Genomic DNA, 13,821 nt, shown 5'->3' on the forward strand with positions numbered 1-13,821 from the left:
CGATTGCGACAGCGTCTCCAAGCGACCAGACGGCGGACTGCCCGTCGATGTATTAGAAAGATATCCGAATAGCTATCTGGATAGCTATCCAGATAGCTATCTGAACAGGTCGGTCTCCGGGTGGAAATCCGCCCACGCGAACCAGAACGACGGCGACCGGTCGTTGGCATGGGCAAGCCGGGTTCCTCTGTGCGGGCCGTCGACGGCCGTTCCGGTGACGAGGTTCCACCGCGAACCATCACCGACGAGGACGTCACCGTCACGCTCGAAGTTCAGCGTCTTCCCGCCGACCCGGCGTACGTAGGCGACCAGCGACCCGGCGTTCGTGGTCGCGACGACGATCGGGAGGTCGCCGACGGTGTCGTTGACGACGCCCGCATCCTCGACTGCGTCCAGCGGGTAGGCGCGGGCGACGCCGTCAGCGGTGACGCCGACGACCGTCGTCTTGGGGTGGAGGCGGTCGTCGACCGCCTGATTGAAGCCGACGCCGACACGCTCCGAGCCGTCGTACCCGGGGTAGGGGTCGTGGTCGTAGTCGCGGGACTGCCAACCTTTGATAGTCTCCGACTTCGGTGGTGGGAGGAGCACCTGCGTCTTCGGGTGTTCGCGACGCCACTCACCCCAGGTCGTCACCGTCGACGGCCGGAGGGTGAGTTCGGTCTCGGTCGACGGGCCGTGGATGGCCGTCGCCAGCAGTTGGCTCCAGAGCGACTCCGACTCGACGTCGTACATCACGAGGTCCGACTGCCAGAGTAGCCCCGAGACGCCGAACGTGTACACCTGTCCGTCGACCGTCCGGTCGGCGACGACACCACCCCCACAGAGCGGGCAGTAGGTGACGAGTAGCGGACCGCCGAAGTCGTCGTTGACGACTTCGTGCCAGTTCAACACGGCGAGCGGATACGCTCGCGTCCCGTCACCGACTTCGACGCCGATGACCAACTCGTCGTCGTCGAGCACCCCGTCGACCGACGACCAGTCGGCGGCGAAGACGGGAGCGGTGATGGCAGGAATCGCGTCCTTCGCCGCCCCTCGACGGAACTCCGACCGCGGGACCGGGAGCGACACGTTCGCGTAGATCGTCGCACTCGGCGTCCCCGGTTGCGTACTGCCCGCAGACGAGGGTCCCAACTGCTGCCGTAGTGCGTCGAGACAGCCAGTGCAGGCGGCGATACCGACGAACCCAGCAGTGGTCAGGAAATGGCGACGATTCATACCCTACTAGTCGCGCGGACGAAGCAAAATCGCGCTGGAGTATAGTGTGTGTCAATCACAACCGAACCACCGTCGCGATACGCCCCCAGTGAGCCGTTCGGGTCTCTCGACTCGCGAGACCGCCACCGGGGCCGGCGAGACTGGTGTTCGACCCTGAGAACACAGTTCAAATACCTAATAATTAGCCATTACTACTACGTTAGAAAAACTGTTAGTACGTCCCGAAACACGATGAGCGACCGTACAACGAGCAGTCGTCGGGCGATATTGAAGGGGATCGGTACCGCCGCAGCGACGGCCGGGATCGCCGGTCTCGGCGGTGCCAGTACGGACGAAGAGTGGCACACGGCCGAGACGCCGACCGACAGCACGCTCCACGGCGTCGAACACGCTGTGGCCGGTGCCTACGCTGTCGGTGGCGGCGGCGTCGTCCTCGAACGTGGTGCGGAGGGATGGACGAAGGTACTCGACGGCGGTCCGACCGGTAACGGAAACGATCTCTACGGCACGGCCGTCACTGACGGTGGGAAGCGACTCTGGTTCGTCGGTTCGAGCGGCGCCATCGGCGAGTACGACGTCGAGACGGGGAACCTCGACGACCACTCCGCGCCGATGGACGTCACCAACAACTTCAACAGCGTTGCTGTGACCGGTACGGCCGGCGACGCGAACGTCTACGTCGCCGGCGACTCCGGGAAGATCTACTACAGTTTCGAGAACGGGGAGACGGGTACCTGGGACGACGTCACACCTGGGAGCGGTGCGGCACTCCCGGCTATCGACTTCCACGGTGTCCGCTCGGGACACGCCGTCGATACCAACGGGACGGTCTTCGCCACCGACGACGGCGGGACGTGGGAGGCTATCGGCATCGGCGACGCCAACGTCAACCTCTACGGGGTCGACAGCGACGCTGCAGACGACGTCACTGTCGTCGGCGGCGGCGGGATGGTGTTCCGCCACGACGGCGCACAGTGGACACCGACTGACCTCGGTGACAAGTCGCTTCGCGACGTGACGTTCGACGACGGCGACGGCTACACGGTCGGTGGCGGCGGTGCCGTCTTCGACGCGACGGGTGGCCAGTGGAGTCGCGAACAGACCCCGAGTGGAGAGAACTTGACCGGTGTCAGTGTCGGAGACCGCGTCGTCGTGGTCGGGGCAGGCGGGACGGTACTCGAACAGTAACTCGTCGACAGAACCACCTCCCTCCCACGTCGTCGTTTCTGTCGTCTCTCGCGAGCAGTTACCGAAGTCCGGTCCGTTCCTCGAGACAGACCTTCACGATGGATTTCGCGATGGCCGCGCCACCCTCGATAGGATCGAGTTTCGTCTCGCCCGCCCGCTCGCGGTAGGCGATGGGAAGTTCTCTCACTCGGTAGTCGCGCATCAGCGGTCGGATCAACAGCTCCGCCGAGAGACCGGTGTTCTCCGTCCACTCGATGTCGTGCAGGAGCTCTCGCCGGTAGGCGCGCATCCCCGTCGTCGTGTCGTGGACGCGCGTCCCCATCAGGATGCTCGCGAGGGCGGCGAACGCTGCGTTGCCGAAGCGGTTGAACGCCGGCATCGCCTCCGCCCCGTGGTAGAGACGATCACCGCTGACGACGTCGTACCCCTCGTTGATCGCGTCGAGGAACGCCGGAAGCTGCTCCATCGGATACGTGTCGTCGCAGTCGGTCGTGACGACGACCGGGCGGTCGGGCGTGAGGACGGCCTCCCGGACGGCGACCCCGTACCCCTGCGGTCGTTGCCGGACGACCGTCGCGCCGTGTTCGCGGGCGATGTCGGGCGTGCAGTCGGACGACCCGTCGACGCAGATCACCTCGGCCCGACCGTCGGTCACTTCCTCGATGTCCGAGACGACCGTCGCGACGGCTTCCTCCTCGTTGTACGTTCCCATGACGACGGCGACGTCGTCGAACGTGTACCCCATACCCTCCGTTTCCGGCAACGGTATTTGAGCTTTTAGGTTCGCCAAAAACGACCGCCCGACGTGAGGAGACGCGTTCTCACCCGAGTCCGCGTCCGTCGGGTTGGTCTTCGAGCGTCTCGGCCCGTTCGATGAGATAGTCTATGAGACGGACGGCCGAGTCCTCTACGTCGTCGAGGTCGTCGGTCGCCCGACCGCTGACTCTGACGTTCAACTGATACAGGGAGAGTTCGACCTGTGGAACCGTCGGGTCCGTGGCCTCGGCGTGCTCGTCGTCGGATTCGTCGGCTGCGACGTCGCCCTCGCCGTCGGAGAGCTGCTTCGACTCGTCGGTCATAGGCCGTAGTCGCCACCGACCCGGATAAGCCTCACGACGACTCGACGAACGTCTCGTCGTGCAGCGATCCGGTGACGAGATCCATCAGGGTCCGCAGGTTCTCAGTGTCGTCGCGGTTGTAGGAGACGAGCGTCTCGAGGGCAGCGTCGTCGCCGCGTTCGTACTGCCGCCACAGTCGGACCGCGTCGCGACCCGAGAGGTCCGGTCGGTCGCGGTCGATGCCGACGTCCTTCTCGACCTGTTTCAACCCGCCCGTAAGGCCGAGTCGCTTGCAGGGATACATGAGGTCGACGTGCGGAACGTCGACAGAGAGGTCGAACGACTGCTCGAGGAAGGGGACGTCGAAGCGCTTACCGTTGAACGTGACGACGAGATCCGCGGAGTCGAACTGCTCGCGGAGCGCACCTGCGGTGAGGTTGTCACCCTGAACGAGTGTGGTCGTCTCGTCGCCGCGGTGGAACGTCACGGTCGTGACGTCGTTGTGGGTCGCATCGAGCCCGGTCGTCTCGATGTCGAAGAAACAGGTCGACTCGCGGAAGTTCTCGTACAGCCGCCACCGCTCCTTGCTCGGAAACGCGCTGTCGAAGTAGCGAGCGTCACCGTCGTCGAGCCGCGGGGCCGCCTCGTCGAGGAAGTCGTAGATGCGGCCCGCCGTCGTTTCGCCGACGACCGAGCCGTCGAACTCGTCCCAGTGCGTGATGCCGTGTTCCCAGAGGCGGCGCTCCGTCTTCGCGCCCACGCCGCGGACCGGGATGAAACTGTTCTCGATTCGCACGTCCCCACTGCACCGCTCCGACGACGTAAACCTCTCGACCCGGGACTCCGAGAGCCCAGTGGTTATCCCGTCTCCACTCCTCTCTCCCCCTATGTGCGGACGTTACACCCTGTTCACCCCCCAACCGACCTTGGAAGCGCGGTTCGACGCGGACGCCGAAGCGCCGTTAGAGCCGCGATACAACTGCGCACCCGGTCAGTCGCTGCCCGTCGTCACGAACGAAGAGCCCAACACGATCCGGACGCTGAAGTGGGGGCTCGTCCCGCAGTGGGCCGACGACGAGTCGGTCGGTAACGACCTCATCAACGCCCGCGCGGAGACCGTCCGCGAGAAACGGAGCTTCACCGAGGCGTACGAGCAGCGCCGGTGTCTCGTCCTCGCAGATGGGTTCTACGAGTGGGTGAACAGCGGAGAGAAGAAACAGCCTTATCGCGTCGCGTTCGCCGACGATCGCCCGTTCGCGATGGCCGGGTTGTGGGAACGGTGGACGCCGCCGCAGACCCAGACCGGGCTGGGTGACTTCGGTGGCGGCGTCGCTCCGAACACGGAGCCGGACCCGATCGAGACGTTCACCGTGATCACGACGGAGCCGAACGACCTCGTCTCGACGCTCCACCACCGGATGGCCGTCGTCCTCGACGAGAGCGAAGAGAAGACGTGGTTGAACGGCGACGGTGACGAGGCTGAACGACTGCTCGATCCGTATCCGGCCGACACGATGGAGGCCTACCCCGTCTCGACGCAGGTCAACAGTCCGGCCAACGACGGCCCGGAACTCGTCGAAGAGGTCGAATCGGGCGCGTAGCTTGCTGTGAGCGGAGTTTCTACGGATGTGGTCTGTCTCTAGCGTCGACTGTTCACCAGCCGTTTCTGTATAGCAGTATACGATTTACACGTTTCTCCTCGGACGGGCGTTGGAGAGCGAAATGGCGCAGTGTTACACTGAGTAGCGAATCGAGGTCGTTGGCCTCGAACAGTTCACGCGGAAACACCGAACTGGAGCGGTTACGTTAGGACACGGAACCGCCTACGGGGCGTGTGAGCCAGCAGCGTTCGAGGTGGTGTCGTCCGACTCGGCGGGAACGCCTTGTGAGAGCCGACGTTCAGACGGACAGGTCCTCCGGATAGCGTTCGAGTCGGGGGGGGGGGGCGACGACCCCCTCGTTCGCGATCACCGGCTACTTCGACGAGTGGTGACTACGTCGGACGATACGACGAGGTCGACACCGTTCGTGAGTGGGTGTTGGCGACGTCGACCGAGGAGACTCGAACCGCAGTCGTGACAGACACCTTTCGGAGACGCAGGACCCAGACCTCAACTCACTCGACATCGGCGACCGCTCCGACGGCTGCGTCTTCACGAGACACGACACTGAACCGAGGCCGTAGATCGAACCGTTCGAGCACGCACTCGAAACGGTCGATGCAGCGCCGGCCTAGTCGATACGTATCGGTGGTTCACTCGAGACGTCGTGGATTGCAGACCGCCGGCTCGGACACGGCGTTCGCGGGTAAACGAAGCGATCCCACGGAATCCGGACGTGACGGTCGAGTCGGCGACCGATTTCGACACACGGCGGGGTCGAGGGGCTGAATCACGTACTCCAAAGGGTTACTCCAGAAGGGAGTAGATGTTCGCCTCGTAGGTGTCTCGTACCTTGTCGCCCCAGTTGTGGGTGTAGGTGTCGATGATGTCGTCGGCGACGTCGCCACGGAGATACTTGACGATGCCGCGGTCGCCGGTTCTGTCGCGGAGGTGCGTCGTGAAGAAGTGTCGGAAGTAGTGCGGAGTGACGTTCTCGCTGGCGCCGCCGCCGGTTCGGTACCAGCCCCGATTGCGGGCGTGAGTCTCGACGACGTGACGGACCGATTCCGGCTCCAGCCGCTCTCCCCACCCCTCGGACGTACCGACGAACAAGGGGTCGGCCGAAGAACGAACGTCGGGTCGAACGGCGAGCCACCGGACGAGCACCCGCTGGAGCTCTGCGTCGATCGGGACGATCGTCGCTCGCTTCCGCTTGTTGGAGGCGGTGCGTTCCTCCCCGTTCGTCGACTCGCCGAACGAGGGCTTCGACGAGACGAAAAACGAGTCGGACCGTCCGTCGAGTTCCGCTCGCGTCCCGAGATCGTAGGTCGCCCGCGCGTCGGGGTGAGTGAGTGAGACGTCACGTAGATCGAGGTTACAGAGTTCGCCGACACGCATCCCCGTCTTGAGGAGCGTGACGACGACCGCTCGGTGGAGTGGATGAGTCACCGCTGCGACGAACCGTCGCATGGCGGGGACGTCGATCTCGCGGCGAGTCGGATCTTTGTCGATCGTCTCGTCCATCTCCTCCATCACGAGCGTCATCGGGTTCGATTCGAACACGCCGACCTGCGTCATGTACGCGTAGAACCGATGGAGGTAGGCCGCGTAGGTCGCGACCGTACTCGGTTCGACGGTGCCGCGGAGCGTGTGGACCCACGCCATGCAGTGTCGGTGCGTCGCGTCGGCGGGGGCGATCGACTCGTCGAACGGGTTCGCTTCGGGAGTCGCGAGAAACGACTCGAACCGCCGGAGCACTCGCTGGTACGAGTCGCGCGTACGTTCGGTCTTCCCGTGGAAGACGAGATCCTGCAGGAAGTATCCGATCGGGTCGTCGGGGTCGTCGTCCGTCGCCTCAGTCCCCATCGCTCACGAGAGTGTAGCCGCCGTGTCGACCGCTGTACCGGATCCGGTTCGATCCCTGGAGCTCGCCGAGCGCGTCGTCGAGTCGGTCTTCCAAGTCGCCAGCCAGTGCCTCGACAAGTTGGTCCCACGACATGAAGTCGGTGGACTCGAGCGTCGAGAGGACCCGTGTTTCGAGTCCATCTACCCCAGGGGTTTCGTGCCCAGAACCGGTGTCCTCGGGGTCGAGTTCGAACCCCTTTCTGCCGGCCTGTACCATCGTCCGGACGAACTCGCTTTGACTCATGTCGAGCTCCTCCGCGTGTTTCTGCCACCGCTCTTTCTGATACGCAGGCACGTACGTTCTGACGGCGGTCCGACTCGTCTCCGGATCGTCGCTCATGGTCGAGTCTCGGAGGCCGCCCACTTCAGCGTGTCCCTACACACTCGGATAAAGTCACTTATCCATACAGCTGTGCTCTCTCACCCCAGGACTTGTAGTCCCAGAAATCAGGATAAGATCGGTCTGTGACACACTGATCGGGATAAGTGTGAGCCGCGACATCGCCGTGACAGAATTCGGGATATATCTACGAGGCAGTCCACAAGTTCCTCTCCCCAAAACAGATCGGAGCGAGCGGAAGAAACTGACCGTCGCTTCGGGTACGGCCGATACCTTCGACGAGAAGTGACGAAAAGAAAACGGGCGCGTCCAAGCACGACTTCGATGGCCATCCGAGACGGACGTCACGACTACTGTCGGGAGCGGAGTCGGACTCTCGTCGGAAACGCAGGAAAGTCCCGAATCGGAGCGACCTCGATCCGTGGTTCGAGACAGCGAGTCCGTCTCACTCGGAGAACGTGAACTGAACGTTCTCGAGACCGAACCCGAGCGACTTCGCTGCCTCGTCGTAATCTTCCGCGTGGGCGAGACCGGTTCGGAGGATGATCTCGAGTGCGTCCGTCTCCGAGAGGTTCTCCTCGTCGTACTGCTTGACGAGGTCGGCGACGGCGTCCTGGAGTTCGAACCGCGTCTCCTTCAACAGCTGGAACTGCTTCTGCTGGCGGTCGTCGGTGACCTTCGAACGAGCCATCGCGTAGGGCAGCCCGTCCCGAGTGATGACGTCCAGCGAGGAAGCGTCGGCCGTTTCCGTGTTCGAGTCCTCACCAGCGAGATCGCTGTCCGTGGGGGGTTCCGTCGAGTCGCCTTCCGTCGTCGAGGGCTGTTGGTCTGGAACCTCGTCGCTCTCTTTCGTCCTTTCCGAGACCGCTGGCGAGTCTGCGTTCTTGAACGGACTACTGGAGTAGTCGGCGTCGCTTCCGGTCGAGGAGTATTTGTCGTCGCGAGCCATCAGTTCGCCACCTCCGCCTCGAGGTCGTCCGTCTCTGTCGCCGTCCCCTCGACGACGTCGGCGACGTTCTCGAAGGAGTCGAGAATGTCGAGTTGGTAGTCGCGCAGTTCGTGTTCGTCGTGGTAGCGGAACACGCTCATCCCCTCACCCCATGCGTCACTGATCTTGCTCCGTTTGTAGACGACGAACGGCGTGACGAGTCGATCGCTCGCCTCGAGTTCGGCGAACACCTCCTGCTGTTTGTTGGTCTGTCGCTTCCGGACCCGGTTCGGAACGACGCCGAGAATAGAGAAGGAGACGTCGACCCCCGGGATCCGGTTGAACCCACGTTCCATCGCGGCGAGCTCCTCTTCGAGTCCGCCGATCGCTGCGATCCCCTTGTCCGTCATCTCGGCGGGGGCGACGACGTTCTGGGTCGCGACCATCGCGTTGGAGACGAGCGTCCCCGTCGTCGCCGGCGGATCGACGAGGACGTAATCGTACAGCTCCGTCAACTGCTCCATCTCGTGATGGAGCAGCCAGTGTTTGCTCCCCGAGTCGACGCCGTCGGTAGACTCGATCTTCGATTCGATGTTCGCCAGATCGTTGTGTGTGGGGATCAGGTCGAACTCGGGGGTCTCGATGACGATCTCCTGCAGTCGCTGGTCGTCGTCGACAAGGAGATCGGCGATGTTCTCGTAGTCGTCGCGACCGGCCCACTCGCCGTACCCCATGTGATCCGTCATCCCCGCGTTCTGCGGGTCGAAATCGATCGCGAGGACGTCGTTTCCCCGACGAGCGAGCGCAGCGGCGGTGTTGACGGTGAACGTCGTCTTTCCCGTTCCGCCGGCCTCGGTCCAAAACGTGACTGCGTTCGGCATAGATCACTCTGCGTGAGAGTCGTTAATAAAAACACGTCAGACGGACAGAGGACAGAGCGATGCCGCTTTCCTGGAAAAGATCGATCCGAACGGAAGACGAGATAACGTGACATAGTAACTAGTAACGTTCGATAAAGAACGTCTAGTTGTTGAATAAAAATCTAACCAAAAATTTAGTTCGCCGTTTAGATTCTCATCTAAATAGTTGATCGGTCGGAGGTGCCTCTCTCCTCCAGAACCGGTTCGTCACGCGTCCGGCCGTCATCGAGTCGCGGATTCCGAACCGGATGACGCCGGGTTACCGGAGTAGAAGTGTCGGCCGTTCTGTCGGTCACCGGACTCCCGGAAGGTTCCTCTCAGCGACTCCGTGAGTACCGTGTCGAGCCGACCGCGTCCACGAGATCTGTTCGAGAAGTCGGTCGTGAAATGGTAGCACGCGACAGTCGAAGAGCGTTGGCAGTGCGACGAGTAAACCAAATGTCGATATACAGAACCGGGGGGGGGGGAGCCACGACGGAGCACCTCCGCAGCACAGACCCTCCTACCCCTCGACTCCCCGATACAGAGGGTTTAACAAGATCTCCGCCGTGAGTTAATACATGACTGTCGTCAGCGTCTCCATGCCCGAAGAGTTGCTCAACCGAATCGACGAGTTCGCAGACGAGCACGGGTACACCGGTCGAAGCGAGGTGCTCCGGGAGGCGAGTCGGAACCTCCTCGGTGAGTTCGAGGACAAGCGGTTGGAGGACCGCGAGCTGATGGGTATCGTCACGGTGCTCTTCGACTTCGAGACGACGAGCGTCGAAGAGCGGATGATGCGTCTCCGTCACGAACACGAGGATCTCGTCGCCTCGAACTTCCACAGTCACGTCGGCCACCACTACTGTATGGAGCTGTTCGTCTTGGAGGGGTCACTCGAGGAGATCTCCACGTTCGTCGGCAAACTCCGTGCGACGAAAGACACGCTCAGTATCGACTACTCGGTGATGCCGGTCGACGACTTCGGGCCGTTCAGCACGGCAGAGTAGGTACGACCGGCGACGACGGCCCGTCTCAAGTCCCGATCGCCGTCTCTAGTTTCTGTTCGGTGAGCAGCGATTTGACGCTCTCGGTGGCGTCGCTGGCTTCCGTCGGGTTCTCCATTAGGACCGTCTCACTCGGGAAGAGATGTTCACCGAGAACGAGTCCGTGGTCGCGCGCCGTCGACCCGGTGACCGTCAGGTAGACACCGAGTCCCGTTTCCGCGATAGCCGCTTCCTCTTCGTCGGCGTCTGGAGCGGGGTACGCGAACTCGACGTCGGTCAGTGCGTCGGTTCCGAGCACCGCCTCGACCAGTCGTTCGTAGCGCGGCGAGATACAGAGGTCACCCGCGTGGTCGGCGACGAACGTGCGGTCGAGGTCGGCACCCGGCGGGAGTACCTCCGGTTTCGCCATCAGCGTGTGATAGACCGTATCGCCGAGTCCGGTGACGACGCGGACGTCCGACTCGCGAGGGTCGATACGGGCGTTGACGTCCGCGAGGCTGTCGAGACCGTCCGGTCGGAGCGAGACGACCTCTTCGAGGACGAGGTCGGCGCTGTCGAACCCGAGGGCGAACTCGTGGGTTCGGAGCGACCGGAACGGCTCTTCGCGGCCGACAAGGCGGACGTCCACGTCGTCGGTCTCGATGGTGACGCTGTCGAAGACGATCCGCCGAGGTTTCCCGTCGCGGTCGTCGCGGAGCAGTGTGTACTCCGGCGACGTCGGGTCCGAGAGGTCGCTGTAGTCGGTGAGTCGCTCGTAGACGTTGCGGTCCGGATGCTGTCGCCCCTTAGTGACGGCTTTTTCGTACCGTAGCGTCGAGGAGACCTCGTCGGCGAGTGCGTGAACGCCCGCGCCGGCCGCGAGGCGTTCGAGCACTGCTTCGAGGGGCCGCCCTTTCCGGGGCACAGCGACACAGACCGTTTCTGTCATTGTCGGACGGTTGTGGTCGCGAACTAAACCGATTGCGTTTTCGGCAGCGTTCCACGACGTGCCGTAACCCCTAACCGCGAGGTATACGTGTGTCGCCGTATATGGTACCGCGGCCGCGCGACGAGCACACCGAAACCGCCAAAGAGGCAGGACAGTCGGCGTACCGTGCCGCACTCGACGTGGTGTTAACCGGTATCGCAGTTATCCTTCCTGTCGTCGTTACGATCTACGTACTGAAGGCAACACTCGACATCCTCGCGAGCGCGTTACGACCGATCGTCGTCATCCTCGAACATTTCGGCGTCATCCGCGACGTCCGACAGACGTTCGTCGTCGCCGACGTGCTCATCGAACTCGGGATGTACAGAGACGTCGTCTCGGTCATCTCCGAAATCGTCGCCGTCACGCTGCTGGCGATGCTCGTCGTCGGTATCGGCGTCGTCGCACGCTCGCAGTCCGGGGATCGCCTCCTCGACTACTTCGACTACGTGATCATGGCGATTCCCGGCATCGGAGCCATCTACAAGAGCTTTCGACGGATGGGTGATGCGATGCTCGAGAGCGATATGGACCACTTCCGGTCGGTGAAGCTCGTCGAGTTCCCGCACGACGACACTTACGTCATCGGCTTCGAGACCGCAGAGTCGCCGTCGTCGGTTCAAGAGACCATCGGGAACGGCGACGACAACATGGTCACGATGTTCATCCCGCTCGCCCCGAACCCGGTCATGGGCGGATTTCTGACACATATCCCCCAGGGTCGGATCATCGACGTCGACATGACCGTCGAACAGGGCGTACGAAGCATCATCACGAGCGGAATCGCCACCTCGAAAGACTCACCCGACTACGACGGGTTCGGCGACGGCGACGGGTTCGGCATCACTCCCGACGACTTCCCGGGGTCGTTCGGCGACTCGACGCGAAACGAAGACTGAGAGGGAGTATCGGCGTCCGCCGGAGACCCGATGACCTCGGCTAACTACGGGGTTCGATCCTCACTGAGAGTACCGCTGAACGCCTACGAGAACCCCTCTGAGTCGGATCCGCCGCCGCTCACTCGCCACCGAAGGCACTCTCGAGGCGGTCGCGGAACTGTTTCAGTTCGACGAGCTCCGCCTGAACGTCGTCGAGCTCCGCCTCCAACGCCGCGACGTCGCCGAGTTCCTCGCGGAGTTCGTCGATCTCTGCGGACAGCTCTTCGCGCATCGCGTCCAGTTCTTCCTCAAGGCGTGCACGACTCTCGGCGAGGTTAGCGTCGAGGTCGGCCACGTCGGCTCGGACGTCACCCATCTCCGTATCCAGCGAGTCGACGGTCGTCGCCAACTCCTCGACGTCGTCGGCGACGGCGGCCAGTTCGCCGACGTCGTCGGCGAGCGACGAAAGGTCGTCAGCGTTCGCCTCCGCACGGCTCTCGACGGTGTTCACAGTCGTCGCGACGTCGTCCAGTTCGTCTCGAAGGTCGACGCGGTCGGATTCGGCGGCGGTGAGCGCCGTCTCGAGCGTGGTCAGCGACGACGACACCGACTCGATCTCCGCGCGGAACTCGGTGATGAGCTGTTCGCCGGTGCCCACCTCGTCGATGAACTCCGCCAGCGCGTCGCTGTAGGCTTCGAGGTCGTCCATCTGCGACTGCAGTCGTCCGATCCGGACGTCGACGCTGGTGGGGACGCCGACGTCGAGTTCGCGCTTCAGCAGCGCCAGATCGTCGTCGTCGACGCGGCCCTCACGGATCTCCGTGGCGAGTGTCGCCGCGATACCACCCGAGGCGACCGCCGTCGCACCGGCCGGGGCAGCCTCGGTCGCGACGGGGTCGGTCGTACCGGCGTCGGCGTCTCCGGTGTCAGTGTCGGTTTCGTCTCCGTCGTCGTCGACCGTCTGGCGGCTGGCGTCCTCGACCTCGACGTCCTCTTGCTGGCTCGCGTCGACGGCGATCGGGGCCGCGGTGGCGGAGGTGTCGTCGCCCCGCTCGACGACGGCGGAGACGGTGTCGTCGTCGACCGACCGGGGGTCGACGGCGTCGTCGGCCGAGACGTCACGTTCCTCGTCGTCGGCATCGGTCCCGGGGTCGTCGAGCGCCAGCGGCTCCACGTCGTCCGTCTTGTCTACGCCGTCTGCGGCGAGCGGGTCTGCGCCGTCGTCGGCCAACGGGTCTTCCGCGTCCGCGGCGAGCGAGTCGTCCGCGTCGTCGGCCAGGGGATCCTCGAAGTCGAGAGCCTCAGGTGCGTCCATCCCGGGAACCGTGTCGCTGTCGCCGGCCAGCACGTCGCGGACGACGTCGGTGGTGTCGTCGCCGACGATGTCCTCGACGCCCTCGGCCTCGGGGCCGCCGCTCTCGGCCGTCGAGACGAGGTCGACGGTCGGTTCGGCGAGGAACGCGGACGCTTCCACGTCGGCCTCCTCGAGACGGATCCCGTACACCGTCGTCACCGACTCCTCGGGGGCGAGCGTTCGGACGAACTCGACGTGGTGGTCTTGGTACGCCGTCCAGTTGTCGTTCTCGTAGTCGGGGTGGAAGCCGACGCAGTCCATCGGAAACGACTCGGGGACGTCGTCGGTCAAGCGGACGTCGACTCGAGGACGAACTTGATCGCGGGGACGGGGAACTCGTCGGCGACGAACGTCTCCTCGACAGTGACGTCACCGGCCGAAACACGGAGGTGGTCGGCGAGGTCGGGGTCGTGAATCATGAGGAACACAAACCCTACCCACTACATAAATCAATCAAGTATCAATAAGATGATAAGAAATT

The 13,821-nt window shown here is 63.5% G+C and carries 15 protein-coding genes; 4 read left to right on the forward strand and 11 right to left on the reverse strand.

The genetic code is table 11. From position 1 onward, the window contains the following. Positions 1-96: 96 nt before the first annotated feature. Entirely contained in the window at positions 97-1,215 is a 1,119-nt protein-coding gene (locus tag BSG17_RS13075) for a DUF3179 domain-containing protein (RefSeq protein WP_089824787.1), read from the reverse strand. Between the two features lie 231 nt (positions 1,216-1,446). Here BSG17_RS13075 and BSG17_RS13080 point away from each other — a divergent pair, with 231 nt between their 5' ends. Further along, complete coding sequence (locus BSG17_RS13080) at positions 1,447-2,403, forward strand: beta propeller repeat protein (RefSeq protein WP_089824789.1); 957 nt, start codon at positions 1,447-1,449, stop codon at positions 2,401-2,403. Positions 2,404-2,461: 58 nt separating this feature from the next. Here the strand turns inward: BSG17_RS13080 and BSG17_RS13085 are convergent, their stop codons facing one another. The 3 genes from BSG17_RS13085 to BSG17_RS13095 form a co-directional block, all read right to left on the reverse strand. Continuing rightward, the gene (locus BSG17_RS13085; protein ID WP_089824792.1) at positions 2,462-3,148 is read right to left on the reverse strand and encodes a dolichyl-phosphate hexose transferase; all 687 of its coding nucleotides are present in this window, start codon (positions 3,146-3,148) and stop codon (positions 2,462-2,464) included. A gap of 76 nt (positions 3,149-3,224) precedes the next feature. After that, positions 3,225-3,482, reverse strand: coding sequence for a DUF8002 family protein (locus BSG17_RS13090; protein ID WP_089824794.1), 258 nt, complete (start codon positions 3,480-3,482; stop codon positions 3,225-3,227). A gap of 31 nt (positions 3,483-3,513) precedes the next feature. Beyond that, positions 3,514-4,257, reverse strand: coding sequence for a ribonuclease H-like domain-containing protein (locus BSG17_RS13095; protein WP_089824796.1), 744 nt, complete (start codon positions 4,255-4,257; stop codon positions 3,514-3,516). A 91-nt stretch (positions 4,258-4,348) separates the two neighbouring features. Between BSG17_RS13095 and BSG17_RS13100 the strand changes: the two genes are divergently transcribed. Then, complete coding sequence (locus BSG17_RS13100; RefSeq protein ID WP_089824798.1) at positions 4,349-5,062, forward strand: SOS response-associated peptidase; 714 nt, start codon at positions 4,349-4,351, stop codon at positions 5,060-5,062. Positions 5,063-5,869: 807 nt separating this feature from the next. On the opposite strand, the gene BSG17_RS13105 is transcribed toward BSG17_RS13100, so the two are convergent. The 4 genes from BSG17_RS13105 to BSG17_RS13120 form a co-directional block, all read right to left on the reverse strand. Further along, on the reverse strand, positions 5,870-6,928 hold the full coding sequence (locus BSG17_RS13105; RefSeq protein ID WP_089824800.1) for a tyrosine-type recombinase/integrase: 1,059 nt from the start codon (positions 6,926-6,928) through the stop codon (positions 5,870-5,872). Beyond that, complete coding sequence (locus tag BSG17_RS13110; RefSeq protein WP_089825077.1) at positions 6,918-7,307, reverse strand: DUF5805 domain-containing protein; 390 nt, start codon at positions 7,305-7,307, stop codon at positions 6,918-6,920. Before BSG17_RS13110 ends, BSG17_RS13105 begins: the two co-directional genes overlap by 11 nt. 445 nt (positions 7,308-7,752) lie before the next feature. Next, positions 7,753-8,256: a DUF7970 domain-containing protein gene (locus BSG17_RS13115; RefSeq protein WP_089824802.1), complete on the reverse strand. Its 504-nt coding sequence runs from the start codon at positions 8,254-8,256 to the stop codon at positions 7,753-7,755. Then, the gene (locus tag BSG17_RS13120; RefSeq protein WP_089824804.1) at positions 8,256-9,116 is read right to left on the reverse strand and encodes a ParA family protein; all 861 of its coding nucleotides are present in this window, start codon (positions 9,114-9,116) and stop codon (positions 8,256-8,258) included. Before BSG17_RS13120 ends, BSG17_RS13115 begins: the two co-directional genes overlap by 1 nt. Before the next feature lie 599 nt (positions 9,117-9,715). Here BSG17_RS13120 and BSG17_RS13125 point away from each other — a divergent pair. After that, entirely contained in the window at positions 9,716-10,144 is a 429-nt protein-coding gene (locus BSG17_RS13125; RefSeq protein ID WP_089824806.1) for a CopG family ribbon-helix-helix protein, read from the forward strand. Positions 10,145-10,169: 25 nt separating this feature from the next. Here BSG17_RS13125 and BSG17_RS13130 read toward each other — a convergent pair whose 3' ends face one another. Next, on the reverse strand, positions 10,170-11,069 hold the full coding sequence (locus BSG17_RS13130) for a phosphoribosyltransferase HisG-related protein (protein ID WP_089824808.1): 900 nt from the start codon (positions 11,067-11,069) through the stop codon (positions 10,170-10,172). A gap of 101 nt (positions 11,070-11,170) precedes the next feature. Between BSG17_RS13130 and BSG17_RS13135 the strand changes: the two genes are divergently transcribed. After that, positions 11,171-12,007, forward strand: a complete 837-nt coding sequence (locus BSG17_RS13135) for a DUF502 domain-containing protein (protein ID WP_089824810.1) — start codon at positions 11,171-11,173, stop codon at positions 12,005-12,007. Positions 12,008-12,125: 118 nt separating this feature from the next. Here the strand turns inward: BSG17_RS13135 and BSG17_RS13140 are convergent, their stop codons facing one another. After that, a complete protein-coding gene (locus tag BSG17_RS13140) occupies positions 12,126-13,631 on the reverse strand; it encodes a hypothetical protein (protein ID WP_089824812.1) in 1,506 nt (501 codons plus the stop codon). Further along, positions 13,628-13,759, reverse strand: coding sequence for a hypothetical protein (locus BSG17_RS28265; RefSeq protein ID WP_280141173.1), 132 nt, complete (start codon positions 13,757-13,759; stop codon positions 13,628-13,630). Before BSG17_RS28265 ends, BSG17_RS13140 begins: the two co-directional genes overlap by 4 nt. Between the last annotated feature and the right edge of the window lie 62 nt (positions 13,760-13,821).

The organism is Halogranum amylolyticum (genome assembly GCF_900110465.1).
Taxonomy (GTDB): domain Archaea; phylum Halobacteriota; class Halobacteria; order Halobacteriales; family Haloferacaceae; genus Halogranum; species Halogranum amylolyticum.